Origin of the sequence: Stenotrophomonas maltophilia (assembly GCF_047497515.2) — a bacterium.
Taxonomy (GTDB): domain Bacteria; phylum Pseudomonadota; class Gammaproteobacteria; order Xanthomonadales; family Xanthomonadaceae; genus Stenotrophomonas.
Map to the genome: position 1 here is coordinate 97654 of NZ_JAXAXL020000013.1, position 25680 is coordinate 123333.

Below are 25680 nucleotides of genomic sequence, written 5' to 3' on the forward strand. Positions count from 1 at the left end.
CGTCAATCCACCGCGACGGTCTGCAGGATCGCGCGGGCCAGCGCGGGTCCGGAACTGGACTCGGCTTCGGCGACCAGGCGATGGCCGGCTACGGCCACGAACAGGGTCTGCACGTCCTCCGGCACCACGTGGCCACGGCCCAGCAGCAGCGCATGTGCCTTGGCTGCGCGCAGCAGCGCCAGGCCGGCACGCGGTGACAGGCCCACGCGCACGCCCGCATGCTGCCGGCTGCGGGTCAGCAGGGCCTGCACGTAATCGATGAGCGCGTCGCTGGCATGCACCTGAGCCACCGCTTCGCGCAGTGCGCGCACCTGGCTTTCATCCAGCGCCGGCACCGCGCGTGCGATCAGCTCACGGCGATCATTGCCGCGCAGCAGCTCGCGCTCGGCCTGCGCGTTGGGGTAGCCCATCGCAAGGCGCAGCAGGAAGCGGTCCAGCTGCGAATCCGGCAACGGGAACGTGCCGGACAGGTCCACCGGGTTCTGCGTGGCGATCACGAAGAACGGATCAGGCAGCGGATGGGTCTGCCCGTCCAGGGTGACCTGCTGTTCGGCCATGGCCTCAAGCAGTGCACTCTGGGTACGTGGCGGAGCACGGTTGATCTCGTCGGCCAGCAGCACATGGGTGAACACCGGGCCCGGATGGAACTGGAACTGGCGGCTGCCGGCGTCATACACCGAGACGCCCAGCACATCGGCGGGCAACAGGTCCGAGGTGAACTGCACGCGCTGGAAACCCAGCCCAAGGCTGCTGGCCAGCGCGTGCGCCAATGTGGTCTTGCCCAGGCCGGGCAGATCCTCGATCAGCAGATGGCCGCCTGAAAGCAGGGCGACAAACGCCAGCCTGACTTCCGGCACCTTGCCAAGCACCAGTGCATTGACCTGATCCTGTGCCTCCCGCAGGGCCTGACGCAGTTGATCGGTTAGCATGCTGGGATTGGGGGACGAAGCTGTCATGATCGTCTCAGATCTGGAATCCATTCGATTATCCATAGGGCAATGCAAGGCGAACAGCGCGCGCGAACGATTTTTCTCTGGTTATGGACGCTGGTCACAGCGGCCAAGCTGGTGGTGGCCGCTCGCCTGCCGTTGTTCGTCGACGAAGCGTTCTACTGGCAGGAAGGCCAGCATCTGGCCGCCGCCTATTCCGATCTGCCCGGGCTGACTGCCTGGATGGCGCGGTTGGGTGTGGAGATCGGTGGCAATCATGTGCTCGCGCTGCGCCTGCCGTTCCTGGCCATCGGAGCGTTGCTGCCGCTGCTGGTGGCGCGCACGGCTACGCGCTGGTTCGGCAATGTGGCGGGGTGGCAGGCGGGCAGCCTGACGCTGCTGATGCCGTTGTCGGCCACCCTGGGCCTGCTGGCGGTGCCGGATGTGCCGATGGCACTGGCCGCGGTGATCTGCCTGCATGCGGGTGCGCGGCTGCTGCACAACGTCGAAGCATCGTCGGCGATGAAGCTGGCGCTGGGCCTGGCGATCGGTGCGCTCAGCCACTACCGCTTCATCGGCGTGATCGGCGTGGGCTTCATCGCACTGCTGGCCCTGCCGCAGGGGCGGCGCATGCTCGGCGATCCGCGCGTGTGGGTCGCGCTGGCCGTGGGTGTGCTGGCCTGGCTGCCCCTGCTGGCGTGGAATGCGGACAACCACGATGCCGGCCTGAAGTTCCAGGTGGTCGAGCGCCATCCGTGGACGTTCGAATGGAACGGGCTGTGGTTCCTGGTCATCCAGCCGATGCTGGTCACGCCCATCCTGTGCATGGCGATGTGGAAGGTGGCGCTGGCCGGTACCCGCAGTGGCGGCGGCGCACGCGTGCAATGGCGTTACTTCGGCCTGGTGGGCGGCGTGTCGACGCTGGGCATTTTCCTGCTGGGATTCTTCACCGACGTCGAACGCATCAGTTTCCATTGGCCGCTGCCGGGCTACCTGGCGTTGCTGGTCGCGGTGCCGGTGGTGCTCAACGGCTGGCCGCGCTGGCTGCGCCGCACCGGTTGGTGGCTGGCGGGCGCAGGCATGGTGCTGGCCTTCGGCTACTACCTGATGGCGTCCACGCCTGCGCTGCGTGAGCAGCTGGCGGGCAGCAAGTACTACCCGCGCAACTTCGCCGGCTGGCAGCCGCTGGCGGTGGCCGTGCGCGAAGAACTGCAACAGATGCCGGCCGGCACGCGGGTGTTGGCCGGCAACTTCAAGGTGGGTGCCGAACTGGGCTTCCAGCTCGGCAAGGGCGATATCGACGTGCTGCCGCACCCGCTCAACGACAAGCACGGGCGCACCGCGCAGCTGGCGCAGTGGGCGCTGCTGCACGACGGCGCGCGCACGGCACCGATGCTGCTGGTGCTGTCACCCAGCGACCAGCGCTATCGCGACCTGCTCGCGCGCTACCACGCCATCTGCGAACAGGTAGGTCCCCTGCCGCCGCCGCGGGTGGTCAGCAGTGACCATGGGTTCCAGCGGTTCCTGCTGTTCCGCCTGCCGGCGCAGCGCGCCCCGGGACCGTGCGTGACGCCGGCGATGGCCTGGCTGGACACGCCGTCCAATGGCGAGCGGGTGTCCGGCACGCTCGCCATCAAGGGCTGGGCCTTCAAGGACGGTGCCGGCCTGGCCCGCGTCGAGATGCTGGTGGACGGACGTTCGATCGGTGACGCGCGCTACGGACGTGCCTTCGATGTGCGCCAGACCTGGCCGGACAGCTCCGACCCGCAGCATCCGGCAGTGGGTTTCGATGCGTCGTTCGACACCGGCACGCTGGCGCCGGGCCGGCACTGGCTCGGCCTGCGCCTGCACGGGCGCGACGGCAGCGTGGAGAAGTGGCAGGAGCAGCCGTTCGAGGTTCGCAGGCGCTGAGGCGGCGCGCGGTCCAGGTAGGTCGCGCGCTCCAGGTAAGTAGAGTCGACTGCTCTTCCATCAGGTGCCGGAAACCCCGCGCTGCGCGCGATAGTCGACTGACAGTCGACTCTACCCGGTCCATGTCCGGCCTGTTTCCGCGATCGGTGCCAGCCGTCGGCGTGCCGCCGTCACGGCACCGCGAAACCTGCTTTGCGCAGCAACCCGCACAATGCGATCAACGGCAGGCCGATCAGCGCGGTCGGGTCGCGGTTGTCGATCGCCTCGAACAGGCTGATGCCCAGGCCCTCGCACTTGAAGCTGCCGGCACAATCCAGCGGCTGCTCGGCGGCCACATAGCGGGCGATCTCGTCGTGGCCCAGCGCGCGGAAACGCACCTCGGTCAGATCCACGGCAGTGAGGGATTCTCCTTCGCGCGTGAGACTGATGGCGGTGTGGAAGCGCACCGTCTGCCCGGACATCGCGGCCAGCTGTGCGCAGGCCGCCTCGACCGTGCCCGGCTTGCCCAGCGGCTGCCCGTTCAGGTCGGCCACCTGGTCTGAGCCGATCACCCAGGCGCCGGGATGGCGGGCGGCGACTTCGGCGGCCTTGGCGGCGGCCAGGCGGGTGGCCAGGGTCAGCGGCGTCTCGCCGTCCGACGGGGTTTCATCCACGTCCGGGCGCGCGCAGTCGAAGGGCAGGCCCAGCCGCTGCAGCAGCTCGCGGCGGTAGCGGGAGGTGGAGGCCAGGACCAGTGACATGCGACAATTCCGGGGCAGGGCGCGGCAGTCTGGCCCGGGCGCGGCGCCAGCAGCAAGTCCTGTATGGCGGGCATTTGACAGCGGCCGCCCCGATCCTTAGTATTCAGCGGCTTATGTCCGCGAACGTGCCCGAAACGCTGGATGCCTGGCGGATGGTTGTAGCGCGAAGGCGCTTCGACGGTCAGGTGTCCCTGGCTGAATTGACCCGCCTGCAGGGGCTGGTCGCAGATACCGACGGCGAGTGTGCCTACTCGCTTGAATTCGGTCGCGACGAAGTCCTGCGGGTATCCTATGTGGAACTGACCATCGACACCGCGTTGCCGCTGACCTGTCAGCGCAGCATGCAGCGATTCCTGTTGCCGGTGAAGATGACCCAGAGGCTTGGCCTGATCCGCGACGAGGACGAGGAATCGTCCCTGCCGGAGGAATACGAGGCGTTGCTGGTGCCGGAAGACGGCCAGCTGCGTCCGTTGGACCTGGTCGAAGACGAGTTGGTGCTGGCAGTGCCGGTTGTACCGCTGTCGCCCGATGGCGAAGCAGTCGACAAGGACTGGGCACCAAGCGAAGAAGAAACGAAGCAGGCCAACCCGTTTGCGGCGTTGGCAGCACTGAAGAAACAATAGCAGCCGGATTGTCGTCGGCGGCTGCGGCGAAAGCGAAAGTGTGCTGGGCGCTGGCGTCCTGCGCGACGATACGACGAAGCAAAACGAACCGAGTTTGGAGCAATCCCATGGCTGTGCAGAAATCCCGTGTCACCCCGTCCCGCCGCGGCATGCGTCGTGCCCATGACGCCCTGAGCGCCAAGCAGCTGTCGACCGACCCGACCACCGGCGAAGTGCACCTGCGTCACCACATCACTGCTGACGGTTTCTACCGCGGCAAGAAGGTCATCCAGACCAAGACCTCGGCCGTCGAAGAAGATTGATGTGCCGGGAAGGCCGCTGCCTTTGGGCAGCGGCCTTTGCCTTCTTTCCCGGGCGTGCCGGTGATCGGCGGCCCGCGCAACAGGAAACATGATGAGCAAGCGGATCTATTCGAGGATCGCGGGCACCGGTAGCTATTTGCCGGAAAAAGTCCTGACCAACGCCGACCTGGAAAAAATGGTCGAAACCTCGGATGAGTGGATCCAGTCGCGCACCGGAATTCGTGAACGGCACATCGCGGCCGAAGGCGAAACCACCAGCGACCTCGGCTACCAGGCCGCGTTGCGCGCACTTGAAGCGGCCGGCATCGACGCTTCGCAGCTCGACATGATCGTGGTCGGCACGACCACGCCTGACCTCATCTTCCCCTCCACCGCGTGCCTGATCCAGGCCAAGCTCGGTGTTGCAGGGTGCCCTGCCTTTGACGTCAATGCGGCCTGTTCTGGCTTTGTGTTCGCGTTGGGCGTGGCCGATAAATTCATCCGTTCCGGCGACTGCAAGCATGTGCTGGTGATCGGCACCGAAACGCTGACCCGCATGGTCGACTGGAACGATCGCACCACCTGCGTGCTGTTCGGCGATGGTGCCGGTGCCGTCGTGCTGAAGGCCGACGAAGAAACCGGCATCCTCAGCACCCATCTGCATGCCGACGGCAGCAAGAAGGAACTGCTGTGGAACCCGGTCGGCGTCTCGACCGGCTTCAAGGACGGCGCCAACGGTGGCGGCACCATCAACATGAAGGGCAACGACGTGTTCAAGTACGCCGTCAAGGCGCTGGACTCGGTCGTGGACGAGACCCTGGCCGCCAACGGCATGGACAAGTCCGACCTGGATTGGCTGATTCCGCACCAGGCCAACCTGCGCATCATCGAAGCCACGGCCAAGCGCCTGGAGATGTCGATGGACCAGGTCGTGGTCACCGTCGACAAGCACGGCAACACCTCGTCCGGCTCGGTGCCGCTGGCGCTGGATGCGGCGGTGCGTTCGGGCAAGGTCGAGCGCGGCCAGCTGTTGCTGCTGGAAGCCTTTGGTGGCGGCTTCACGTGGGGTTCTGCCCTGTTGCGCTATTGATAGCGCAAGTTACGACAACGTGAAGCTTGTCGTTACGGCCCCTCTGGGGCCGTAACGCGTTTATAGGAGTACCTGTCCATGGTTGAGCCCATCGTCATCGAAGGGCAGCGCGCCTGGCTGAAGCAGTACGGCAAGGGAAGCCGCGCACTGGCCCTGGGCCTGCTCAATTTTGTTGCCCGCCGTTTCCATCTGGACGCCCTGCGCCCACCCCCGCACCGCGGCGGTGACGCAGCGCGCGAAACCGAAGCCCGTCGCCTGGCAGAGCTGCAGGCGCAGGGGGTGAACGTGCCTGATGTGCTGGGCAGTGGCCATGCCGCGCTGGTGATCGGCGACAACGGCAGTTCGTTCAATACCTGCCTGCGCCAGGCCGACGACGCCGGCCGCGACCGGTTGGTGATGGCGGCGATGCAGGCCATCGCCGAAGCGCACGCGCATGGGGCCTATTTCGGCCAGCCGCTGCCGCGCAACCTCACCTGGGACGGGCAGAACGTGGGCTTCATCGACTTCGAGGAAGATCCGCTGGAAGTGATGGATCTGTCCGAAGCGCAGGCGCGCGACTGGCTGATGTTCGGCTACGGCGTGGCCAAGTATTACACTGATCGCCCCGAGCAGCTGCAGGCGATGATGGCCGAGGCGATGGGCGGGGCCCAGGCGCCGGTGCGCGAACATGTGCACGCGGTCAGTGGCCGCCTGCGCAGCCTGGCGCGGGTATGCATGAAGCTGGGACGTTCCGCACGCGCGCTGGCCCATTCGATCTTCATCACCCACGGTGCCAGTACCGCTGGTGTGCTGATGCTGGTGGGCCTGTGCGTGGACTTCCTGGCCGACGGCGATCTGGACGTGCTGCAGCTGTTCTGCTGATGGCCCCGTCGTGCTTGCCCGGCCGCGCTCCATACGCCTGCATACGCGCACGTACAGACGACACAGCGGATTCGCCCTTATCATGGCCCGCTTCGATTGCAACAAGCGGATGACCGCGTGACCGTATCCACCCTCGCTTTTGTCTTCCCCGGCCAGGGCTCGCAGTCTGTGGGCATGGTGGCCGAGCTGGCCGAACTGCACCCGCAGGTGCGTGAAGCCTTCACCGAGGCATCCGATGGTGCCGGCGTCGACCTGTGGGCGCTGTCCCAGGGTGGCCCGGAGGAAATGCTCAACCGTACCGAATACACCCAGCCGGCCCTGCTGGCCGCGAGCATTGGCGTGTGGCGCGCCTGGAACGCCGTGGGCGGCGTGCGCCCGTCGGTGCTGGCCGGTCACAGCCTGGGCGAATACACCGCGCTGGTCGCTGCCGGCGCACTGAGCCTGCATGACGGTGCGCACCTGGTGCGCCTGCGCGGCCAGCTGATGCAGGAAGCCGCGCCGGCCGGCGTCGGCGCCATGGCCGCCGTGCTGGGCGCCGAGGACCAGCTGGTCCTGGACGTCTGCGCTGAAGCCGCTGGCAGCCAGGTGGTGGTGCCGGCCAATTTCAATTCGCCGGGCCAGATCGTGATCGGCGGCGACGCTGATGCGGTTGACCGCGCGCTGGCACTGCTGGCCGAGAAGGGCGTGCGCAAGGCGGTCAAGCTGGCCGTCAGCGTGCCCTCGCACACCCCGCTGATGCGCGAAGCCGCCAACCGCCTGGCCGAAGTGATGGCTGGCCTGTCCTGGCAGGCACCGCAGCTGCCGGTGGTGCAGAACGTCGATGCCAAGGTGCATGACGGCGTGGACGCCATCCGTACCGCGCTGGTGCAGCAGCTGTACCAGCCGGTGCAGTGGACCGGTTGCGTGCAGGCGCTGGCCGCCCGTGGCATCACCCAGATCGCCGAGTGCGGCCCGGGCAAGGTGCTCACCGGCCTGGTCAAGCGCATCGACAAGGCCATCGATGGCCGTTCCCTGGCCACTCCGGGCGACTTCGAAGCCGCCCGTGAGGCATGGTCGGCCTGACCCCCTTGTTCCTGCCGATCGTACCGGTGGCCGCTGCACGCGGCGCGGGTACGGCGGCCGCCCCCGTCTGAGGAAAACATCATGAGCAAGCCCCTGCAGGGTGAAATCGCACTGGTCACCGGCGCCAGCCGTGGCATTGGTGCCGCCATTGCCGATCTGCTGGCCGCCCAGGGCGCCACCGTCATCGGCACCGCCACCACTGAATCCGGCGCTGCGGCGATCGGCGAGCGCCTGGCTGCCCACGGTGGCCACGGCCGCGCGCTGAACGTGACCGACGCAGCCGCGCTGGACAGCGTGCTGGATGGCATCGCCAAGGAATTCGGCCCGATCTCGATCCTGGTCAACAACGCCGGCATCACCCGCGACAACCTGCTGATGCGCATGAAGGACGAGGACTGGGCGTCGATCATCGACACCAACCTGACCAGCGTGTTCCGCACCAGCAAGGCGGTCATGCGCGGCATGATGAAGGCGCGCAAGGGCCGCATCATCAACATCGCATCGGTGGTGGGCGTGACCGGCAATGCCGGCCAGGCCAACTACGCGGCCGCCAAGGCCGGCATCATCGGCTTCAGCAAGTCGCTGGCCAAGGAAATCGGTTCGCGCGGTGTCACCGTCAATGTGGTCGCTCCCGGCTTCATCGACACCGACATGACCAAGGCGTTGCCGGAAGAAGCGCGTACCGCGCTGATCAACGACATCGCCCTCGAACGCCTGGGTTCGCCGGAAGACATCGCCCATGCGGTGGCCTTCCTGGCCAGCCCGGCTGCCGGTTACATCACCGGCGAAACCCTCCATGTGAACGGTGGCATGTACATGCCGTAAGCAAGGGGCGCAGGGATTGCGCCGCAAGTGGTTGATCTGCCGGGTTTTTTGCTGCGATGCAAGGCCGCGCCGGTTTCCACTACACTATCCCACGGCCATCGCCTTTGATGGCGACCACTTTTGAACCACAACTCCATCTGGAGCGAGATCCCATGAGCACCATCGAAGAACGCGTCAAGAAAATCGTCGTCGAACAGCTTGGCGTCAAGGAAGAAGAAGTCACCAACAGCGCATCGTTCGTCGATGACCTGGGCGCTGACTCGCTGGACACCGTCGAGCTGGTGATGGCCCTGGAAGAAGAATTCGAGTGCGAGATCCCGGACGAAGAAGCCGAGAAGATCAGCACCGTGCAGGCCGCCATCGACTACGTCAAGGCCCACGTCAAGGCCTGATGTCAGACGGCAGTGCGCGTGCGGGTTGATGCTCGCCGCGCACCGCACCCCATGGGGCCGCTGTTGCGGCCCCGTGTGTTTGGGCATCACATCGAAGCAAACCGAGTTACCCGTAGAAACCATCCGGGTCAGGAGAAACAGCAATGAAGCGTCGCGTCGTCGTAACCGGCCTGGGTATCGTCTCGCCGTTGGGCAATGATCTGGCCAGCAGCTGGGAAGGCATCACCCACGGTCGTTCGGGCATCGGTCCGCTGACCAACGTTGCTGATGCCTACGTGGATCGATTCACCACCAAGATTGCAGGTGAGGTCAAGGGATTTGACATCACCGCCGACAATGAACTGTTCGGCAAGTTCCGGGTCAGCGGCAAGGATGCCAAGAAGATGGACCCGTTCATCCATTACGGCCTCGGTGCCTCGTTCATGGCCCTGCATGATTCGGGCCTGGAGATCACCGACGCCAATGCCGAGCGCATCGGTGCCATCGTCGGCGCCGGCATCGGCGGCCTGCTCGGCATCGAAGAGCAGACCATCGAGTTCCACGAGGGCAAGAAGATCTCGCCCTTCTACGTGCCCAAGACCATCATCAACATGCTGCCGGGCCAGCTGAGCATCATCACCGGCCTGAAGGGCCCGTCGTTCTCGGCGGTGTCGGCGTGCGCGACCTCGAACCATTCGATCGGCACCGCGATGCGCATGATCCAGTACGGCGATGCCGACGTGATGGTGGTCGGCGGTGCCGAGCGTGGCTCGTCGCCGACCGCGCTGGGCGGCTTCTGCGCGATGAAGGCCATGAGCACCCGCAACGACGCCCCGGAACAGGCCTCGCGCCCGTGGGACAAGGACCGTGACGGCTTCGTGCTGGGCGACGGTGCCGGCATCCTGATCCTGGAAGAGTACGAGCACGCCAAGGCACGCGGCGCGAAGATCTACTGCGAACTGGCCGGTTTCGGCGCCAGCTCCGACGCGTACCACATGACCGCACCGAGCGAGAACGGCGAAGGCGCCGCGCGCTGCATGGCCATGGCCATGAAGGACGCCGGCGTGACCCCGGAACAGGTGGGCTACCTCAACGCGCACGGCACCTCCACGCCGCTGGGCGACCTGGGCGAGACCATGGCGATGAAGACCGCTTTCGGCGACCACGCCTACAAGATGATGGTCAGCTCCACCAAGTCGATGACCGGCCACCTGCTGGGCGCTGCCGGCGGCGTGGAAGCGATCTTCTCGGTGATGGCGCTGCAGGACAACGTGATCCCGCCGACCATCAACCTGCAGCAGCCGGGCGAAGGCTGCGACCTGGACTACGTGCCCAACGAAGCACGCCAGGCCAAGGTCGACGTGGTGATGTCCAATGGCTTCGGCTTCGGCGGCACCAACGGCACGCTGATCTTCAAGCGCGTCTGATCGAGTTGTAGAGTCGAGCTTGCTCGACTGAACGTGCGTTACGCACGAGGAGGCCGCCGCAAGGCGGCTTCCGTGCATCTGAAACCCTGAACTGGCCGCCATGACCCACGCACCGCTGATCCACCCGCTGCCGCACCCGATCGACCTGCTCGCCCTGCAGCAGCACGATCCGGCGCGCTTCCCGCTGCTGATGGAATCCACCGCCTCCGGTACCGCCCAGGGCCGCTGGAGCCTGCTGCTGGCCGCACAGGGCGATGTCCTGCGGTTGGATGCCGATGGCCAGGTGCGTGACCAGCACGACGCCGCACGCGCGGGCAGCTTCCTGCAGGTGCTGGACCGCGCCTGGCAGGCCGAACGCCTGCCGCATGACGGCAGCCACAGCCTGCCGTTCCGCGGTGGCTGGGCGCTGATGCTGGACTACGAAGTGGCCAGCCAGATCGAACCGGTCCTGGCGTCGCGTGCGCGCGACGACGGCCGCCCGACCGCGCTGGCACTGCGCTGCCCGGCGGCGGTGCTGCACGACCACCACAACGAGGCCACTTTCGTGATCGCCGAAGCGGGCCAGCAGGCGCTGCTGGATGCGCTGGTGGCACTGGCCTCGGCCGCGCTGCCCGAAGCAGGGCAGGGCTGGCAGCCGCCGCAGTCGGTGGGTGAGGATGCACCGCAGCGCTTCACCGACGGCGTGCGCCGGGTGATCGACTACCTGCGTGCCGGCGACGTGTTCCAGGTGAACCTGTCGCGGCGCTGGAGCGCCCGGTTCGCCGCGCCGGTCAGCCCCCAGGCGCTGTATGCGCAGCTGCGCCGCGCCAACCCGGCACCGTTCGCTGGCCTGTTCAGCGCGCACGGCCGCCACGTGGTCAGTTCCTCGCCGGAACGGCTGGTGTCGGTGCACGCCGGCCACGCGCAGACCCGTCCGATCGCCGGTACCCGTCCGCGGTTTGAAGGCGATGATGATGCCGCACGCATCCAGGAGCTGGTCGGCCACCCGAAGGAGCGCGCCGAGCACGTGATGCTGATCGACCTGGAGCGCAACGACCTGGGCCGCATCTGCCTGCCCGGCACCGTGGTGGTCGATGAGCTGATGACCGTGGAGAGCTACGCGCATGTGCACCACATCGTCAGCAACGTCAGCGGCCATCTGCGCCCGGAGGTCACCCCCGGCGAGGTGATTGCCGCGACCTTCCCGGGCGGCACCATCACCGGCTGCCCGAAGGTGCGCTGCATGCAGATCATCAGCGAGCTGGAGCAGGTGCCGCGCGGCGCCTACACCGGGGCATTTGGCTGGCTGAACCGCGATGGCGACCTGGACCTGAACATCCTGATCCGCACCGCCGAAGTGGAGGGCGATGAGGTCAGCTTCCGTACCGGCGCCGGCATCGTGGTCGATTCGGACCCGGACAAGGAGCTGGACGAGACCCGCGCCAAGGCGCGCGGCCTGCTGCGCGCACTGGGCCAGCAGGGGTAGGCGCACTCCGGTAGTGCCGGCCGCTGGCCGGCATGGATGCCTCCATGGCCGTTCATCCACGCATGGCGTGGATCTACTGATGGCCGCGCCTGACAGGGCGTGTGGTGGGGGCCGACCTTGGTCGGCACGGATGCCGCCTGACAGGGCGTGTGGTGGGTGCCGACCTTGGTCGGCACGGATGCCGCCTGACAGGGCGTGTGGTGGGTGCCGACCTTGGTCGGCACGAATGCGGGTGTCTGCCACCCCGGTCATGACCCCACACCACCGGCACGGTATCCTGCACGACGGAATCGAGTTCAGAGGTAGTCCATGGCGGGAGCCAAGCGCGGGTGTCTGTTCGTGGTAACGCTGGTGGTGGTGCTGGCCGCCGTCGTGGCCGGTGCGGGCGCGTGGTTCTTCTACCAGCAGACCCAGTTCGCCGACGCGCGGATCACCCCGACCGCCGAGAGCGTGGTGATCGCCAGCGGCGATGGCATGAACAGCGTGCTGCGCAAGCTGCGCGAGGCCGGCGTGGATGAAGGCCAGGATGCGCAGTGGCAGCTGCTGGCGCGCCAGCTCGATGCCGCTGGCAAGCTGAAGGTGGGCGAGTACGCGCTCAGTGCCGACCTGACCCCGCGCGAACTGCTGCTGCGCATGCGCGCCGGCAAGGTACTGCAGCACCGCGTCACGATCGTCGAGGGCTGGAACATCCGCCAGCTGCGTGCCGCGCTGAAGCGCGCCGAGCCGCTGCTGCACACCACCGGCACGCTCGACGACGCGGCCCTGATGCAGCGTCTCGGTTTCGGTGGCCAGCATCCGGAAGGCCGCTTCCTGCCGGAGACCTACGTCTACCAGCGTGGCGACAGCGATCTGGACGTGCTCAAGCGCGCCCACGCCGCGATGGAAAAGGCGCTGGATGAAGCCTGGGAAAGCCGCGCGCCGGACCTGCCGATCAATACGCCCTACGAACTGCTGACGATGGCCTCGATCATCGAGAAGGAAACCGCGCTGGCCAGCGAGCGCCCGCAGATTGCCGGCGTGTTCATGCGCCGCCTGAAGATCGGCATGCGCCTGCAGACCGACCCGACCGTGATCTACGGCATCGGCGCCGCGTATGACGGCAACATCCGCCGCCGCGACCTGACCACCGATACGCCCTACAACACCTATACCCGTGCCGGCCTGACCCCGACCCCGATCGCCATGCCCAGCCGCGATGCGCTGATGGCGGCCGCGCAGCCGCTGTCCGGCGATGCGCTGTACTTCGTCGCCGTCGGCGATGGCAGTGGCGCGCACGTGTTCTCGTCCAGCCTGGACCAGCACAACGCCGCAGTAGCCCGCTACCTGCAGCAGCTGCGCCGGCAACGTACCCAGGAGACCCCGGCGCAATGAGTCCCGCGCTGCTTCGCCACCCGCGTTTCGTCAGCCTTGAAGGCGGCGAGGGCGCGGGCAAGACCACCGCCATCAATGCCATCCGTGACTGCCTGCGCAGCCACGGCCACGAGGTGGTGCTGACCCGCGAGCCGGGCGGTACACCGCTGGCCGAGCGCATCCGCGGCCTGGTGCTGAAGCCCGATGCCGAGATCGCCGCCGAGCCGCTCAGCGCCGAGGCCGAGCTGCTGCTGGTGTTCGCTGCGCGCGCCCAGCATGTGCGCCAGGTGATCCAGCCGGCGCTGCAGCGCGGCGCCTACGTGCTCAGCGATCGCTTCACCGATTCCAGCTACGCCTACCAGGGCGGTGGCCGTGGCCTCGACCCGCGCTGGATTGCCGATCTGGAACGACGCGCGGTCGGCCTGTTGCCCGGCCTGACTCTGCTGCTGGATGTGGATGTGGCCGTGGGCCGCGCGCGCGCCAACGGCCGTGACCTGTGGCCGGACCGTATCGAGAGCGAGCAGGATGATTTCTTCCAACGCGTGCGCGAAGTGTTCCGCCGCCGCGCACAGCAGGACCCGCAGCGTTTCGCCCTGATCGACGCCGGCCAGGTGCAGGCGCGCGTGGCGGCCGACGTGGTCGCGCGCGTCGAGCGCTGGCTGCTGGACGGGGAGGGCGCATGAGTACGTTCTCGCCGTGGCAGCAGCGCGCGTTCGAGCAGACCGTGGCCGCGTTGGATGCCGATCGCCTCGGTCATGGCCTGCTGATCTGCGGTCCGGCCGGGCTGGGCAAGCATGAGGTGGCGCTGGCGCTGGCCGACCATGTGCTGGCACGTGGCGACGCTGCACATGCCACGCGCACGCGCCAGCTGATCGCCGCCGGCACGCATCCGGACCTGCAGCTGGTCAGCTTCATTCCGAACAAGAGCGGCGACAAGCTGCGAACCGAGATCGTCATCGAGCAGGTGCGCGAGATCACCAACAAGCTGGCGCTGACCCCGCAGTACGGCGTGGCGCAGGTGGTGATCGTCGACCCGGCCGATGCGATCAACCGCTCGGCGGCCAATGCGCTGCTGAAGACGCTGGAAGAGCCGCAGCCCGGGCGCTACCTGTGGCTGATCAGCAGCGATCCGGCGCGCCTGCCGCAGACCGTGCGCAGCCGCTGCCAGCGGCTGGAGTTCAAGCTGCCTCCCCGCGATGAAGCACTGGCGTGGCTGCAGCAACAGGGCCACAGCGAAGCATCGGCGCGCGAAGCGCTGGACGCAGCGCGCGGCCATCCCGGGCAGGCCGACAACTGGCTGCGCGAAGATGGCCTGAGCCTGCGCCGCGAAGTGGGCCGGGAGCTGGAGCAGCTGGCCGCCGGCAAGACCGGCGCGGTGGAACTGGCGCAGAAGTGGTGCGGTGATGACAACGCGGCGCTGCGCCTGCGCTTTGCTGCCGACCTGGCACTGGCGCAGGCCAGCACCGATGCCTTGACCACGCCGGAGCGATTGCACAAGCTTGCAGCCTGGTTCGATGCGGCCAACCGCACCCGCGACCTGCTGCGCACCACGGTGCGTGCAGACCTTGCGGTGGTCGAGTTGCTGCTGGCCTGGAACAAGGTGAACGAGCGGCCTGCCGCAAGGGGAAATCGATGAGTGCCAGCAACGCCCGCCAGGGCATCCTGTCCCTGGCCGTGAAGGACAAAGCCGCGCTGTACAGCGCGTACATGCCGTTCGTGAAGAATGGCGGCATCTTCGTGCCCACGCCCAAGCGCTACTTCCTGGGCGACGAGGTGTTCCTGCTGCTGACCCTGCCCGATTCCAGCGAACGCCTGCCGGTGGCCGGCAAGGTGATCTGGGTGACCCCGGCCGGCGCGCAGGGCAACCGCACCGCCGGCATCGGCGTGCAGCTGGCCGATGGCGCCGAAGGCGAGGGCGTGCGCCACAAGATCGAGACGCTGCTGGCCGGCCTGACCAGCTCGGACAAGCCGACCCATACGATGTGAGAGCCGAGGGATGCTCGGCTGCGTGCCCCGGAAAACGCCGGTGAACACGAATGTGAAAAACGGTTGACGGCCTCTGAAAAGCCCCTATAATGAGCGGCTCAGCAACACACCGGGCGGTTAGCTCAGCGGTAGAGCATTGCCTTCACACGGCAAGGGTCACAGGTTCGATCCCTGTACCGCCCACCATGTTGCAGAACGAAAGAAGCCTCCAGCAATGGGGGCTTTTTTGTTGCCTGTGGTTCTGCGCAGGGCTCCCCGCCGGCACCGTGCTGCGGCACCGTCAACCGTTGCTGCTCGCCAGGCAATGGCTTGCTTCGCGCACCAGTTGTCGTGCGGCCACGATCAACCCGTCGGTGTGGAAGGCGCCCAGCTGCTCATCCGGGCCGGCCTCGCTACGCGCGCGGTCGGCGGCCTGCAGCAGATCGAGCAGTGCGGTGAGCCCTGCCATCGAGCGGCGCAGCGACGCGTGATTGGCCGCGGCAAGGGTGAGGCTGCTGCACGGCTGCCCGTCCTCGCCCTCGGCGTTATTGATGGCGTTGAGGCACGCGAAAAACGCGGGTGACTGCACGGGCAGGTTCTGCTCGTCCAATGCGCACTCGATCTCGCGTGCGATGTCGTCGGGAACCTGGTTGGCGATGTCGGCAATCAATGCGTACAGGCGTGGAAGCGATGCGGCTCGTTTGGTCATGGCGAAACCCTCACTGGCGTAAAGCCACCGTCGGAGTGAAGGTGGCGGACGGTGCGGGTTGGCGTACCAAGGCAGAAAGGCTCACAGGGAGAAAAGGCCCGGCGGATCTTGCGATCCCCACGCACCGCCCGCCATAGAAGGCAGTCGGTGCATTCTCTTTGCTGCGATCAAGACCGCAACTTCCTGTGAGCCTGTTCGTTTATTCGAGACGCCAATCCCGACCAAGACGTGTTGCCTTGGCGGGGCCATCATGGAACGGCCCAGACGTACACGTCAGTAAGGAAAGTTGCATTGAAGCGGCGACGGCACAGGTATTTCCAGTTCTGTGCGCCAGTGCCGCCACCGAGTGTGCGCTGGGACAAGCCGGGTAGTGTCGATCTGCATACGCGACGAGACTTGCTGGTCTGGAAGTGGCAAAAGCGTCAACGCGCGATGGTTAACCCTCCCGAAGGAGGGTGCTGTCGGCTACAGAGTGAACTCGCTCTCCTCCAGCATCAGGTGTGCAAACGAGGCGAACCAATCGATATCGACGCGACTATAGACATGGGCATCGCACTCATTTGGCGTCGAAAGGCGGTGAGTGTCCAACAGGAAGAAGTCATCGCCCATCTGTGGTGTGCCGGTTACCTGTATGGCGCGATCAAGGTGGTACTGGAACGCCTCCTCTACCGGGTCCACAACCAGCTCCCGGCGAATCTGCACGATCTCTTCGTTGTCCTGGCCGAACGGGCGAATCAATTCGACGGGCAGCAGGATGTCCACAAAACGCCCCGGCAACACAAAGCCATTGCTGACCTTCAGGAAGTCGCGGTAGCTCTTCGGCAGCCTGACACCGAGGCGATTTTCCGCATTCGCGATCGCCACCTCGCTTGCACCCGGTACGCCGCACCAGTCGATGGTTCCAGTGAGCGCTCGTCGAGCAACCTCTGCCAGAGGGCTGTCAGGATACTGGTCGATAAAGGGTTGCAGTCCCATGTCGACGTGGGACTGGGCAAGGCTCTCATTCAGTGTGGAAAGCAGTTGTCGATTCAGTCGGGTGAGAAGACCGATCCAGTCATCTGCGCTGACAGGTACTTCATGGCGCTTCTTGGGTGCGATCATGGGACGATCCTCACCCAGAATTCCTCACCGTCGACGATGCGGTCGCTTCCGCAGTAGAACTGTCCCATTCGCCCGCCGACGCGGCGGTTGTCCGACGAATCCAGATATCGGACGGACATCTGTTCCTCCTGCACGAGGCTGGCACCCTGGTAGGTAGATGCGAAGGGATATTCGTCGCAGTCCTTTCCTGTACCGGGCTGCCCCGGGTACCTCTGCTCGCAGAGCAGCTTGCTGGATTTCCGGTTCGCAATCCTCACGTCTCTGCTCCGAACACGCGTCAGCGCCTTTCCTCTGAGGGCAGCATCAGGATCCCAGCGCCCGATGTTGCCGGGCAGCGCGGCCTGCGCTGCAAGAATGTGGGCAGCGGATTCGTCCACCTCCGGATCGGAAAGGCTGAGTTCTGCAACACCGGGGTAGCCTGAATGCCGGCAGGCTGCGTTGCTGTTCGCCAGCCTCTCGCACCGCAGTTCCGGCGCCGACATCTCGATTGGCGTCTGCTCCACGTTGAAACGGTTCAGGATCAGCTGGGTGTTCTGGCTGGTGCGCCCATCCTCGGTGTCCATGCTGAGCGTCGCAGCGAAGTCATAGGCACCTTGCCCGCCGATGGTGATCATCTGGAACTGCTGCTTGCCGGTACAGCTGCCGCAGAACAGGAAGGGCGCCATCGTCAGCCCCTTGCTGGCCTCGCCCACTACGTCCTGGATATGCACGCGAACGCGGTGCGTCCATGTGGTGCCTGTGCGTGGAAGGTAGGCATAGTCGTACATCGTGACGTCCGAGTACTCCTCCGCGCCGACGTCGGTGTTGTAGGACACATAGCGTGCGGTGCGCTTGATGCAGTAATGCCGTCGTGAACCTGCAGCGTCCTCTTCGTCCTTGTCGGTCGCATCCTTGCAGAGTTCCTCGAAGGGCGGCTCTTCATTGCGCATGTCCGCTTCATACCGATCAAGCTCGGCCAGGGACATGCTTGCGACCATCTGCGCATCGCTGGGACAGTCATCGCCCTGCTGGGCATGCGCGGTGAACGCGCACAGTGTTGCGGCCAAGGCCAATGGCGCCAGTTTCATCAGGGTCTCCTCGTCTTGGACAGGTCGCCGGCGCAGCGTGCCGGTACCCCTTGATGCGCCTGCCAACAGGTGGAGGAGGGTAGGAATACCCCGGCCGTCTGACGGGGCGTGATGGCTGGCACGGCAGAGATGTGGCGCCGATCACTGGATGGCCTGCGGCCGGTCACATTGGCCTGTCATTGCCTGGGCCAACGCGACAGCCGCGCAGCACTTGCTGGGTCTCTCGCCGCGTGCTCCCATTCGCAGGAACATCCCGCCGCGTTCCTGGAGCCCCACCATGCCGCTCGCCCGCATCGATCTTCGCAAAGGTAAATCCGCCGACTACCTGCAACGCGTGGGTGAAGCCATCTACCAGGCCATGCGTGCGGTGGGCGTGCCGGAGAACGACCGCTTCCAGATCTTCCAGCAGCACGACCCCGGCACGCTCGTTTACGACCCCGGCTACCTGGGCGTGGACCGCACCGACGATTTCATCTGCATCCAGATCACCTGGAACGAAGGGCGCACGCTGGAGCAGAAGAAGGCGCTGTATGCGGGCATCGCCGAAGGCCTGCACGCGGCGGTGGGCATCCGCCGCGAGGATGTGTTCATCAACCTGGTGGAAGTGAAGAAGGAGAACTGGTCGTTTGGCAATGGCGTGGCGCAGTACGTGAGCTGATGCGCGAAAAGCATCCACGCATGGCGTGGATCTACTGAGCGTGGGCGAGGACGCTGATGTAGATCCGCGCTCCGCGTGGATTTACACCTCGCTGGCTACCTGCTCGCCTTCGCTGGCCGGGGCATTGCTGGCCGCTTTTACTGCGTCGGCACTGTTGGGTTGTTCGCATTCGATGCGGGTGACGTAGCCCTCGCTGCCGATGCTGTGCTCGGCACGCTTGACCAGCCACTGGCCATCCACGCCCTCGCGGAACCCCTGCATCACCACGGTGGCTTCGGCCATCAGTGTTTCGCGGCCGGGCAGGGTGTAGCTGAGCGTCCGCGTCTGCCGTGCCTGTTCGCGATGCTTGGCGCGTGCGGCCGCCTCTGCGCTCTCGCGGTCGGCATAGGCCATGCGCAGGCGAACGATCGGTTCACCGCTGCCCACCTTCACTTCCTGGCGTTTGGCACTGCGCACGTCGCGGTAGTAGGCAATGGTGGTACCGGCATCTTCGCGTGCGGCAAGGGTTACCCGATAGTCGCTGCCATCGGCGGGGGTGAGGGTGACATCGGGAATGCGCTCGCCGCTGGCGCTGGTGGATTCGCCCCGCTTCACGAACACCAGGCGCCCGCCTCCGGGCTTGGCGATGGCATCGTGCTGTTTGGCCAGGCGCAGCAGCAGGTTCATGTCCGACTCCTGCGACTGCACCGTCAGCGGCAGCACGATCGACGCCAGCGATGCACTCACCGCTGCGTTCAGCCCATGCTCGCCGGCCATGCGCCGCACCATGTCGCCGATCGTGGTGCCCTTCTTCCAGGTGCGCGTCTTCTGCGTCTGCAGATCGCTCTTGCCCCCCTTGCTGGTCTCGAACGGTGCCGCCCGGGCGCGCAGCGTCATGCTGCCGGGAAAGCCGGAGATCTCCACCTCGTCGCAGATGTACAGGCCTACGCGCCGCACTTCGCCGTCATAGCCGATGAAGGCCTCCAGTTCCGCGCCCACCGGTGGCAGCTGGATCGGGTCGGACGGATCATGGTCGGCCAGCTGCAGCTCCAGCGTGTCGGACGTGTTGCCGGTCTCGTCGGTGATGCGCAGCGACTTGAAGCGCGCCATGATCTTGTCGGTGATGTCCTGGCTGTTGGCCACCACGCGGAAGGCCGGTGCGATGTTCAATCCCACAGGGCGACTCCCTTGCGCTCGCTGGCCGGGCGCTGCACCTCCGGCAGGGTGATCGCCACGCCGGCAGGCAGCACTGCGCCGCGCGCAGCCAGACCCTGGTTGGCGTCGAGTACCGCGCGCAGGATGGCCGGTGACTGCTCGCCATAGTGCGCATACGCGATACGGTCGACGACATCGCCGTCGCGGGTGTTATACGTTCGTTCCATCGCTGTGCTTCCGCAGTGAAAGGGTGAATTCCTGTTTCAGGACCGCGCTGTCGGCGGTGAACTCGCTGGCGGTGGCATCGATCTTCTCGATGACCCACAGGCCCAGGTTGCCGCCCTTGCCGGTCAGCATTCGATGAGGCGTGCCCTGCGCGGCCAGCTTGCGCAGCTGTGCGAGCTCATTGCCGGCGCCGCGGAACTGGTAATAGATGACGCCAGGCAGGGTCATGCTGGCTGAGCCCGGTCCGGTGTACTGCAGGGCCGCCATCTGGCCGACGCGGTCCTGCGCCTGCCAGCGATACTCGTTGGATTGCTGGATCTCCCGGAAGACCGCGGTGTTGAGGCTGAACTTGAAGCCGCCCAGCATCAGCAGGACCGGGGCGTTGCCGGAGTCGTTGGCTTTGAACTGCGACAGCAGCTTGTCTACTGCGCCGGTTACGAATTCGCGTTTCATGCTCAGTTCCTGTCTGCCAGGCCACCACGGGCGGTCACCGCGCTGCGACGCTGCAGCTCATCGGCCGTGCGGCGCGCCACCGCTTCGCTGGATTCGCCTGGCTGCTGGTGGATGGTGATGTTGTTGGTCTGCTGCTGCTGCACCGTGGTGGCGCTGCGCGGGCTGGGCGAAGGCATCTCCGGTGCGGCACGCCCGGCCGGTGTACCAAAGGCATTCGGCATGCGTGGTTGCACGCTGGCGCTGTGCATGCTGGCGGGCGCGAGCATCACCGGCGGGAGCTGTATGCCGCCGTTTGCGCGTATCGCGCCGTAGGCATCGACCGCGGTGTTCACGCCAAACGCGATCTTTTTCTTGGTGGTGCCCAGCAGGCCCCCGACCTTGTCCATGATGGTGCCCACCACCTCCATGAAGGGGGCCATCTTGGCCATCATCGTGTCGATCACGCCACTGACCTTTGCTGCAACCCAGTCCCAGGCACTACCGAAGGTGACGACGATGAATCCAGCCACCGTGCCGATGACCTCACCGATCATCCTGAAGACCTCGGCGACGAAGCCAGCGACCTGGATGATGGCGCGGAAGTTCAACATCAACGCTTCGCCCACCAGCTTGCCGATCTCGCCCACGCGGGAGAGTTCGTTTCCGGTGTACTGCGCCGGGGCCAGCATCCGCGACAGCCAATCCCAGGCCTGTCCCAGCAGGGCACTCACGGCCTCCCACGCCGGACGCAGCGGCGCAACGGCATTCACCAGCTCTCCCATCGCAGAGGTACCCGCGCTGCTGAGACCTTCCCATACACCGCCGAGGAAGGCCTTGATCGGCTCCCAGTACTTGCGGACGAGCAGGGCACCGGCAGTGAGCGCGGCCACAGCTACCGCGATAGGTCCGCCACCAATGGCCCCCACGGCCGTGGCGACGACGCGGAACACCGAGGCGATACGCATGGCCATCGGGCCGAAGCGTCCCAGCTGGGCCAGCAGGTTGCCGGCACGGAACAGCTGGAAAGCTTTCTGCACGCCCAGGATCGGACCCTTCACGAACGTCCAGGCGTAGCGGGCGCCGAGTACCGCGCTGCGCATGGCGAGCATGCCCACCACCACCTTGGTGGTATTGGCGATCAGCTTCGGATTCTCGGTCACGAAGGTGGTTACGCCGTTCAGCAGTTCGGTCAGTTTCACCGCGGCGTCGCCGACCGCGGGCAGCAACGCCGCACCAAAGGCCTTGGACAGGTTGTCCACGGCGATCTTCGCGCCCTGGATCTTCTCCGGGTCGGTCTGCATGGCATTGGCATACGCCGCATCGGTGGCTCCGGCAGAGCCCGTGAGCGCCTTGTCGCGGATCCGGGTGTATTGATCCCAGTTCTGGATCATCGGGCCGACGAAGTTCTTTGCCTGCGCATCGCCGAACAGCTTGCCGATCTTCTGCTGATCGCCGGCCGTGGCCTGGATGATGGCCTGCATCGCTGCGTCGAACGGGTTGCCACCGCTGCTCTGCGCGTCGCTGATGATCTTGCGCAGGTCGAGGCCGAATCCCTTCTTGGCCTTGGCCTGGAGCTCGGGCGACATGATCGATGTCATGAAGCCCTTCATCTGGGTGGCCGCCTGGTCAGCGCCGCCCGCAGACTTGCGCGTGGCTTCCAGTGCCGCGCCCATGGTGGCCGCTGCTGCGTTGCCCTGCAGCTTCAGCGCCTGGAACGACGTTCCCAGCACCGGCATCACCTTGGCCATGTCCTTCAGCCCCAGCCCGCCCTGGCGGCTGCTGACGACCAGGACATCCAGCGCCGACTGCATGTTGGCAGGATCGATATCGAATGACTGCTGTAGGCCAACGGCGGCGCTGGAGACGTCGTCGATCCCGGTACCGGTGACGGTGGCGGTGCGGCCGATGGCGCGCAGGCTGGCCTGCGCCGACTGTGCATCCATGCCGGCGTCGACCAGCAGCCGGATGGCGCGCTGCAGGTCATTCGCCTTCTGGTTGGTGTTGCCGGTCTCGGCCAGGATCGTCCTGCCCAGCGCTTTGACCTGGCTGTTGTCCAGGCCCGCTGCGCTGCCGATCTGCTGGTTCTGGCGGGCAAAACTGGAGGCGTTCTCGACCGGCTTGGCCAGCTGAGTCACTGCGCTGCCGAGCAGGGTGCGTGATTCCTTGAAGGAGGTTCCCAGCTTCTTGCGGCTACGCAGATTGGCGGTGCTCGCCTTCTCGATGCGCTCCAGGCCGGTCTGCACCTTGCGCAGGCGATCGCCCTCGCTGGAGAGCCTGGCGTACTCCTGGCGCAGCCCGGCAACGTTCTGCTTGAGCTTTACCAGCGAGGGGTTCGCCTTGCTCATGGAGCGCTGCTTGCGCTCCAGCCTGTCCATTTCGCTGCCGATCTTCATCAGTCCGTCCTCGGTGGAGGACAGTGCGGACTTCAGCGAGCCCGAGATCGAGCCACCGATCGTGATCGTTGTCGTTTGAACGTTACTCGCCATGTACCGGCAATCCTTGTATCCACCAGATGAACTTCGACACCCGCAGCGTCATGATTTCGCGCAGGCCCCAGCCGGTATGGCCGGCCAGGGCGAGCACTCCCTGCCTGATCTGCGGCAGGGTCAGGTGGTAAAAAGCGCGACCCCCGACTGCAGGCGGGCGTAGTCGCGCAGCGGCAGCTTGCGCAGGTCGTCCGGCGGGATCTCGCACAGGTTGGCGATCATGCGCACCTCACGCTGTGCATCGCTGCCCTTGTCATCCTGGAAGCGCTCCATGTCTTCCACGGTGGGTTCGCGCATGCGCAGCACGGCGGTTTCCACGCCATTGACCTGGCGCGGGCGGGTGAGGGTGACTTCGGCATAGCCATCGCGTTCGATGACGTGGTCGTTGGCGGTCTTGGTCTTGCTGGACATGGATGTGTTCCTGGAAATCGAGGGAGCGCGATGAAGGCGGGGGCGCGAGGCGCCCCCGGTACTGTGGAGATGCGTGCGGGGTCAGATGCCCAGGGCGCTGCGCAGGCCGGCCAGCATGTCCACGCCGTTCTGCTTGGCGATCATGTTGACCACGTCCAGCTCCTGGACGACCAGCGGTCCGTGGGTGAGCTTGTAGTAGCTCAGCGCGAGCGAGATCTTCACCGTGCCCTTCTCGCCGGACTTGGACTCGCCACGATCGATGGCCTTGACCTTGCCGCGCATGTTGTGGACCACGGCGGTGATGCTGCCGTCGCTGGATTCCAGCGCCTCGCGTGCGGTGAAGGAGTACTCCTTGCTTTCCACGACGTGGAACTTGCCCATGATGTCCGGGTCATCGGCGATGAAGACGGCCTCGGCTTCAAGCTTCTCGTGGCCCAGGGTGATCTCGGTCGGGGCGAACATGCCACCGGCCTGGAAATCCTCGGTCTTCAGCGTCAGCTTCGGAGCGGTGAAGGATTCGACGTTGCCGGCATAGCCCTTGCCATCGACGTAGAAGTTGAAGTTCTTGCGGACGTTGCGCGCCATGCTTAGAAGATCTCCGAGACGTAGTTGTTGTTCATGTGCATGCGGAAGGTCAGCTGCTCACCCGGGTAGGTCGGGGTGAAGTCGAAGTCCCAATAGAAGCGGCCCTGGGCCACGCTGTCCGCTGCGTTCAGTTCCGGGTCGATCCAGCAGTTGCCGCCGAGGATCGCGCCCTGGGTCTTCAGGCCGCGCAGGAAGGCATTGACGCCCTCGCGCACGTCATCGACGTAGGTCTTGCTGATGCCGCGGTCGACGGCCCACAGATGGGCGGCCTCGAGGCTGTCGGCGATGATGTCGGCAGTGCGCACCACGCACAGGAACTGCCACTTCGGATCGATGCTGGTGGTGCGGTTGCCCCACAGGCGGAAGCCACCTTCGCGGATGACGGTTGCCACGTTGGACTGGTTCAGCAGGTTGGCGCGGCTGGTCGCATCGGACAGGCCGAAGTCGATGGCACGCGCGGTACCGACCACGCCGTTCAGTTCCAGGTTCGACGGCGACGCCCACCAGCCGCGTTCGTTGTCGCTGCGGGCGATGGCGCCGGCCACGGCACCGGAGGCGTAGCGGGTGACGATGGCATCACCGGACTGCACCAGCAGCGCCGGGTCGACCACGTAGACGCGCTTGGAACCGGTCAGGGCGGTGGTGCTCTTGGCGGCGTCATCGTTGCTGTTCGGGCCGTCCTTGATGATCACCGCGCGCAGCTTGTCGGCGATGCCGAGCAGCTCGGCCACGACCGGGTTGGCCAGTACGGCCTCGGGCTTGGCCGGATCGGTGGGATGCACATGGGTGAAACCCGGTGCGACCAGGATGCGCGGCTTGACGCCGACGATGGACTTGGCCGCCAGCAGCGCATGCACGCCTTCATAGGCGCCGGTCTGTGCGTTCACACCGCCCAGCACGTTGGCCAGGGTGGCGCTTTCGTTTGCACCGTTCTCGACGCGGATGACGACGACGACAGCACTGGACTGATCGAAGATCGCATCGAGTGCGCCGGGCAGCGTGCCGGCTTCGGCGCCGGTCTTGGCCGACAGCTTGGCGGCCTGCGAGGACGAGGTCACCAGGACGGGGGTGTTGATGGGGAACGCTTCGGTGTCAGCCAGCGGTGCGGTGCCGACGATGCCGATCACGCTGCTGGAGGCGATGGCAATCGAACGGGCACCAGTATCGATGTTGACGACCTGTACGCCATGGAGAAATTCGGTCATTCGGGGTTCTTCCTCGGTGTGGGTGTGTGCCGGCTTGTGCAGGCGACGGGGTAATGTTCGGAGAAGGCGGCGCTGGCGATAATTGCAGCGGTGGCCTGGTGATCGGTCAGACCCAGCCAGACGCGCTGACGCTGGCGGTGAAGGTGGAGACCTGCGCGTTGCCACCTGCACGACGCAGCGCGACGGAAACGCTGACGCTGTCCGATTCGTAGCTGGCCGACCTGGCAGGGACGCTGATTGACACGCCTGCCGATGGTGACGCCGATGCCGGCACGAACGAGGGAGCACTGGTGCTGAAAGAGGCTTTGGCGGGCGAGGAACCGGTGATCTGCACTTCGTACTGGGAAGCGCTTGCACCTGCCGGCAGCCACTGGCCCGACGCCGCTACCGAGCTGCCTCCGTTGCCACCACCGGCGACGGCCGTGCGGATGGCATACGTGCCGTCGGCATTGATCACGATCGAGACGGTTGCCGACACGGAGCCGGTGGAGTTGGTCTTGGCGCCATTGCTTGCCGAATAGCCCTTGCCATGGAACGGCAGCCTGTAGATGGCGCTGCCGCGGGCCGCCCACAGGTTGGACACGTCCATGCCACCGATGCGATGCCCGACATCCGCACGCTTGCTGCCGTACTGGATGTGGGCGTAGCGCCGGCTCAGGTCGGTGCCGCCGACGCGGCGGCCCGAATCCTGTGCCTGTGGTCCCTCCACATAGGGATCGAACAGGTCATCGAAATCCATGCCGCCGGAGCGATAGCCACTGGCCATA

28 protein-coding genes and 1 tRNA gene are annotated in these 25680 nt (G+C 66.0%); 16 read left to right on the forward strand and 13 right to left on the reverse strand.

Annotated elements, in window-relative coordinates:
* Positions 1–2 precede the first annotated feature (2 nt).
* Positions 3–956, reverse strand: coding sequence for an AAA family ATPase (locus ACMZPQ_RS16835; protein ID WP_197580328.1), 954 nt, complete (start codon positions 954–956; stop codon positions 3–5).
* 42 nt (positions 957–998) lie between these two features.
* On the opposite strand from ACMZPQ_RS16835, the gene ACMZPQ_RS16840 reads away from it, so the two are divergent.
* Complete coding sequence (locus tag ACMZPQ_RS16840) at positions 999–2840, forward strand: glycosyltransferase family 39 protein (RefSeq protein WP_197580327.1); 1842 nt, start codon at positions 999–1001, stop codon at positions 2838–2840.
* Between the two features lie 170 nt (positions 2841–3010).
* Here ACMZPQ_RS16840 and ACMZPQ_RS16845 read toward each other — a convergent pair whose 3' ends face one another.
* Positions 3011–3580, reverse strand: a complete 570-nt coding sequence (locus ACMZPQ_RS16845; RefSeq protein ID WP_197580326.1) for a Maf family protein — start codon at positions 3578–3580, stop codon at positions 3011–3013.
* A 113-nt stretch (positions 3581–3693) separates the two neighbouring features.
* Here ACMZPQ_RS16845 and ACMZPQ_RS16850 point away from each other — a divergent pair, with 113 nt between their 5' ends.
* The 14 genes from ACMZPQ_RS16850 to ACMZPQ_RS16915 all read left to right on the forward strand — a co-directional run bounded on the left by ACMZPQ_RS16850 (position 3694) and on the right by ACMZPQ_RS16915 (position 15107).
* Positions 3694–4203, forward strand: coding sequence for a YceD family protein (locus ACMZPQ_RS16850; protein WP_008266016.1), 510 nt, complete (start codon positions 3694–3696; stop codon positions 4201–4203).
* A 107-nt stretch (positions 4204–4310) separates the two neighbouring features.
* Complete coding sequence (rpmF, locus tag ACMZPQ_RS16855) at positions 4311–4505, forward strand: 50S ribosomal protein L32 (RefSeq protein WP_004154640.1); 195 nt, start codon at positions 4311–4313, stop codon at positions 4503–4505.
* A gap of 91 nt (positions 4506–4596) precedes the next feature.
* Positions 4597–5574 carry a beta-ketoacyl-ACP synthase III gene (locus ACMZPQ_RS16860; RefSeq protein ID WP_197580325.1) on the forward strand — a complete coding sequence of 326 codons (978 nt, stop codon included), beginning with the start codon at positions 4597–4599 and terminating at the stop codon, positions 5572–5574.
* A gap of 78 nt (positions 5575–5652) precedes the next feature.
* The gene (locus ACMZPQ_RS16865) at positions 5653–6435 is read left to right on the forward strand and encodes a BUD32 family EKC/KEOPS complex subunit (protein WP_197580324.1); all 783 of its coding nucleotides are present in this window, start codon (positions 5653–5655) and stop codon (positions 6433–6435) included.
* Between the two features lie 117 nt (positions 6436–6552).
* A complete protein-coding gene (gene fabD / locus ACMZPQ_RS16870) occupies positions 6553–7497 on the forward strand; it encodes an ACP S-malonyltransferase (RefSeq protein WP_197580323.1) in 945 nt (314 codons plus the stop codon).
* An 81-nt stretch (positions 7498–7578) separates the two neighbouring features.
* On the forward strand, positions 7579–8322 hold the full coding sequence (gene fabG / locus ACMZPQ_RS16875; RefSeq protein ID WP_005408312.1) for a 3-oxoacyl-ACP reductase FabG: 744 nt from the start codon (positions 7579–7581) through the stop codon (positions 8320–8322).
* Between the two features lie 152 nt (positions 8323–8474).
* Complete coding sequence (acpP, locus tag ACMZPQ_RS16880; protein ID WP_005408313.1) at positions 8475–8714, forward strand: acyl carrier protein; 240 nt, start codon at positions 8475–8477, stop codon at positions 8712–8714.
* A 143-nt stretch (positions 8715–8857) separates the two neighbouring features.
* Positions 8858–10120: a beta-ketoacyl-ACP synthase II gene (fabF, locus tag ACMZPQ_RS16885; RefSeq protein ID WP_197580322.1), complete on the forward strand. Its 1263-nt coding sequence runs from the start codon at positions 8858–8860 to the stop codon at positions 10118–10120.
* A 100-nt stretch (positions 10121–10220) separates the two neighbouring features.
* Positions 10221–11585, forward strand: coding sequence for an aminodeoxychorismate synthase component I (locus tag ACMZPQ_RS16890; protein WP_197580321.1), 1365 nt, complete (start codon positions 10221–10223; stop codon positions 11583–11585).
* Between the two features lie 309 nt (positions 11586–11894).
* Positions 11895–12956, forward strand: a complete 1062-nt coding sequence (mltG, locus tag ACMZPQ_RS16895; protein WP_197580320.1) for an endolytic transglycosylase MltG — start codon at positions 11895–11897, stop codon at positions 12954–12956.
* A complete protein-coding gene (gene tmk / locus ACMZPQ_RS16900) occupies positions 12953–13618 on the forward strand; it encodes a dTMP kinase (protein WP_197580319.1) in 666 nt (221 codons plus the stop codon). The genes mltG and tmk overlap by 4 nt, the downstream gene beginning before the upstream one ends.
* Positions 13615–14571 carry a DNA polymerase III subunit delta' gene (locus tag ACMZPQ_RS16905; RefSeq protein ID WP_049457619.1) on the forward strand — a complete coding sequence of 319 codons (957 nt, stop codon included), beginning with the start codon at positions 13615–13617 and terminating at the stop codon, positions 14569–14571. Before tmk ends, ACMZPQ_RS16905 begins: the two co-directional genes overlap by 4 nt.
* A complete protein-coding gene (locus ACMZPQ_RS16910) occupies positions 14568–14921 on the forward strand; it encodes a PilZ domain-containing protein (RefSeq protein WP_004146965.1) in 354 nt (117 codons plus the stop codon). Before ACMZPQ_RS16905 ends, ACMZPQ_RS16910 begins: the two co-directional genes overlap by 4 nt.
* A gap of 111 nt (positions 14922–15032) precedes the next feature.
* Positions 15033–15107: transfer RNA gene (locus ACMZPQ_RS16915), tRNA-Val, on the forward strand.
* A gap of 94 nt (positions 15108–15201) precedes the next feature.
* On the opposite strand, the gene ACMZPQ_RS16920 is transcribed toward ACMZPQ_RS16915, so the two are convergent.
* The 3 genes from ACMZPQ_RS16920 to ACMZPQ_RS16930 all read right to left on the reverse strand — a co-directional run bounded on the left by ACMZPQ_RS16920 (position 15202) and on the right by ACMZPQ_RS16930 (position 17777).
* Positions 15202–15609 carry a hypothetical protein gene (locus tag ACMZPQ_RS16920; protein ID WP_197580318.1) on the reverse strand — a complete coding sequence of 136 codons (408 nt, stop codon included), beginning with the start codon at positions 15607–15609 and terminating at the stop codon, positions 15202–15204.
* Positions 15610–16074: 465 nt separating this feature from the next.
* Positions 16075–16710 carry an SMI1/KNR4 family protein gene (locus tag ACMZPQ_RS16925; RefSeq protein WP_197580317.1) on the reverse strand — a complete coding sequence of 212 codons (636 nt, stop codon included), beginning with the start codon at positions 16708–16710 and terminating at the stop codon, positions 16075–16077.
* Complete coding sequence (locus ACMZPQ_RS16930) at positions 16707–17777, reverse strand: NucA/NucB deoxyribonuclease domain-containing protein (RefSeq protein ID WP_197580316.1); 1071 nt, start codon at positions 17775–17777, stop codon at positions 16707–16709. Before ACMZPQ_RS16930 ends, ACMZPQ_RS16925 begins: the two co-directional genes overlap by 4 nt.
* Before the next feature lie 277 nt (positions 17778–18054).
* Here ACMZPQ_RS16930 and ACMZPQ_RS16935 point away from each other — a divergent pair, with 277 nt between their 5' ends.
* Entirely contained in the window at positions 18055–18435 is a 381-nt protein-coding gene (locus tag ACMZPQ_RS16935; RefSeq protein ID WP_049457617.1) for a tautomerase family protein, read from the forward strand.
* 81 nt (positions 18436–18516) lie between these two features.
* Here ACMZPQ_RS16935 and ACMZPQ_RS16940 read toward each other — a convergent pair whose 3' ends face one another.
* From ACMZPQ_RS16940 to ACMZPQ_RS16975, 8 genes are all read right to left on the reverse strand, one after another.
* Positions 18517–19590, reverse strand: coding sequence for a contractile injection system protein, VgrG/Pvc8 family (locus ACMZPQ_RS16940; RefSeq protein ID WP_197580315.1), 1074 nt, complete (start codon positions 19588–19590; stop codon positions 18517–18519).
* Positions 19581–19796 (reverse strand): tail protein X, encoded by a 216-nt coding sequence (locus tag ACMZPQ_RS16945; RefSeq protein WP_197580314.1) that lies wholly within the window; start codon positions 19794–19796, stop codon positions 19581–19583. Before ACMZPQ_RS16945 ends, ACMZPQ_RS16940 begins: the two co-directional genes overlap by 10 nt.
* Positions 19780–20247 (reverse strand): phage tail protein, encoded by a 468-nt coding sequence (locus ACMZPQ_RS16950; RefSeq protein ID WP_197580313.1) that lies wholly within the window; start codon positions 20245–20247, stop codon positions 19780–19782. The genes ACMZPQ_RS16945 and ACMZPQ_RS16950 overlap by 17 nt, the downstream gene beginning before the upstream one ends.
* Positions 20248–20249: 2 nt before the next feature.
* On the reverse strand, positions 20250–22712 hold the full coding sequence (locus ACMZPQ_RS16955; protein ID WP_197580312.1) for a phage tail tape measure protein: 2463 nt from the start codon (positions 22710–22712) through the stop codon (positions 20250–20252).
* A 120-nt stretch (positions 22713–22832) separates the two neighbouring features.
* A complete protein-coding gene (locus ACMZPQ_RS16960) occupies positions 22833–23123 on the reverse strand; it encodes a phage tail assembly protein (protein WP_004154663.1) in 291 nt (96 codons plus the stop codon).
* A gap of 81 nt (positions 23124–23204) precedes the next feature.
* On the reverse strand, positions 23205–23708 hold the full coding sequence (locus ACMZPQ_RS16965; RefSeq protein ID WP_008266187.1) for a phage major tail tube protein: 504 nt from the start codon (positions 23706–23708) through the stop codon (positions 23205–23207).
* 2 nt (positions 23709–23710) lie between these two features.
* Positions 23711–24913, reverse strand: coding sequence for a phage tail sheath C-terminal domain-containing protein (locus tag ACMZPQ_RS16970; protein WP_197580311.1), 1203 nt, complete (start codon positions 24911–24913; stop codon positions 23711–23713).
* Positions 24914–25019: 106 nt separating this feature from the next.
* Positions 25020–25679 (reverse strand): hypothetical protein, encoded by a 660-nt coding sequence (locus ACMZPQ_RS16975; protein WP_197580310.1) that lies wholly within the window; start codon positions 25677–25679, stop codon positions 25020–25022.
* Position 25680: the final 1 nt, after the last annotated feature.

Excerpts from the sequence above, each read along its gene's own strand:
- ACMZPQ_RS16835 (WP_197580328.1), bottom strand. The coding sequence starts at position 956 with ATGACAGCTTCGTCCCCCAATCCCAGCATGCTAACCGATCAACTGCGT.
- ACMZPQ_RS16965 (WP_008266187.1), bottom strand. The coding sequence starts at position 23,708 with ATGGCGCGCAACGTCCGCAAGAACTTCAACTTCTACGTCGATGGCAAG.
- ACMZPQ_RS16890 (WP_197580321.1), top strand. The coding sequence starts at position 10,221 with ATGACCCACGCACCGCTGATCCACCCGCTGCCGCACCCGATCGACCTG.
- ACMZPQ_RS16975 (WP_197580310.1), bottom strand. The coding sequence starts at position 25,679 with ATGGCCAGTGGCTATCGCTCCGGCGGCATGGATTTCGATGACCTGTTC.
- mltG (WP_197580320.1), top strand. The coding sequence starts at position 11,895 with ATGGCGGGAGCCAAGCGCGGGTGTCTGTTCGTGGTAACGCTGGTGGTG.
- ACMZPQ_RS16910 (WP_004146965.1), top strand. The coding sequence starts at position 14,568 with ATGAGTGCCAGCAACGCCCGCCAGGGCATCCTGTCCCTGGCCGTGAAG.
- ACMZPQ_RS16920 (WP_197580318.1), bottom strand. The coding sequence starts at position 15,609 with ATGACCAAACGAGCCGCATCGCTTCCACGCCTGTACGCATTGATTGCC.
- ACMZPQ_RS16845 (WP_197580326.1), bottom strand. The coding sequence starts at position 3,580 with ATGTCACTGGTCCTGGCCTCCACCTCCCGCTACCGCCGCGAGCTGCTG.
- tmk (WP_197580319.1), top strand. The coding sequence starts at position 12,953 with ATGAGTCCCGCGCTGCTTCGCCACCCGCGTTTCGTCAGCCTTGAAGGC.
- ACMZPQ_RS16850 (WP_008266016.1), top strand. The coding sequence starts at position 3,694 with ATGTCCGCGAACGTGCCCGAAACGCTGGATGCCTGGCGGATGGTTGTA.
- ACMZPQ_RS16935 (WP_049457617.1), top strand. The coding sequence starts at position 18,055 with ATGCCGCTCGCCCGCATCGATCTTCGCAAAGGTAAATCCGCCGACTAC.
- ACMZPQ_RS16860 (WP_197580325.1), top strand. The coding sequence starts at position 4,597 with ATGAGCAAGCGGATCTATTCGAGGATCGCGGGCACCGGTAGCTATTTG.
- ACMZPQ_RS16970 (WP_197580311.1), bottom strand. The coding sequence starts at position 24,913 with ATGACCGAATTTCTCCATGGCGTACAGGTCGTCAACATCGATACTGGT.
- ACMZPQ_RS16930 (WP_197580316.1), bottom strand. The coding sequence starts at position 17,777 with ATGAAACTGGCGCCATTGGCCTTGGCCGCAACACTGTGCGCGTTCACC.
- rpmF (WP_004154640.1), top strand. The coding sequence starts at position 4,311 with ATGGCTGTGCAGAAATCCCGTGTCACCCCGTCCCGCCGCGGCATGCGT.
- ACMZPQ_RS16925 (WP_197580317.1), bottom strand. The coding sequence starts at position 16,710 with ATGATCGCACCCAAGAAGCGCCATGAAGTACCTGTCAGCGCAGATGAC.
- ACMZPQ_RS16840 (WP_197580327.1), top strand. The coding sequence starts at position 999 with ATGCAAGGCGAACAGCGCGCGCGAACGATTTTTCTCTGGTTATGGACG.
- ACMZPQ_RS16955 (WP_197580312.1), bottom strand. The coding sequence starts at position 22,712 with ATGGCGAGTAACGTTCAAACGACAACGATCACGATCGGTGGCTCGATC.
- ACMZPQ_RS16865 (WP_197580324.1), top strand. The coding sequence starts at position 5,653 with ATGGTTGAGCCCATCGTCATCGAAGGGCAGCGCGCCTGGCTGAAGCAG.
- fabG (WP_005408312.1), top strand. The coding sequence starts at position 7,579 with ATGAGCAAGCCCCTGCAGGGTGAAATCGCACTGGTCACCGGCGCCAGC.
- ACMZPQ_RS16905 (WP_049457619.1), top strand. The coding sequence starts at position 13,615 with ATGAGTACGTTCTCGCCGTGGCAGCAGCGCGCGTTCGAGCAGACCGTG.
- fabF (WP_197580322.1), top strand. The coding sequence starts at position 8,858 with ATGAAGCGTCGCGTCGTCGTAACCGGCCTGGGTATCGTCTCGCCGTTG.
- ACMZPQ_RS16960 (WP_004154663.1), bottom strand. The coding sequence starts at position 23,123 with ATGTCCAGCAAGACCAAGACCGCCAACGACCACGTCATCGAACGCGAT.
- acpP (WP_005408313.1), top strand. The coding sequence starts at position 8,475 with ATGAGCACCATCGAAGAACGCGTCAAGAAAATCGTCGTCGAACAGCTT.
- ACMZPQ_RS16945 (WP_197580314.1), bottom strand. The coding sequence starts at position 19,796 with ATGGAACGAACGTATAACACCCGCGACGGCGATGTCGTCGACCGTATC.
- ACMZPQ_RS16950 (WP_197580313.1), bottom strand. The coding sequence starts at position 20,247 with ATGAAACGCGAATTCGTAACCGGCGCAGTAGACAAGCTGCTGTCGCAG.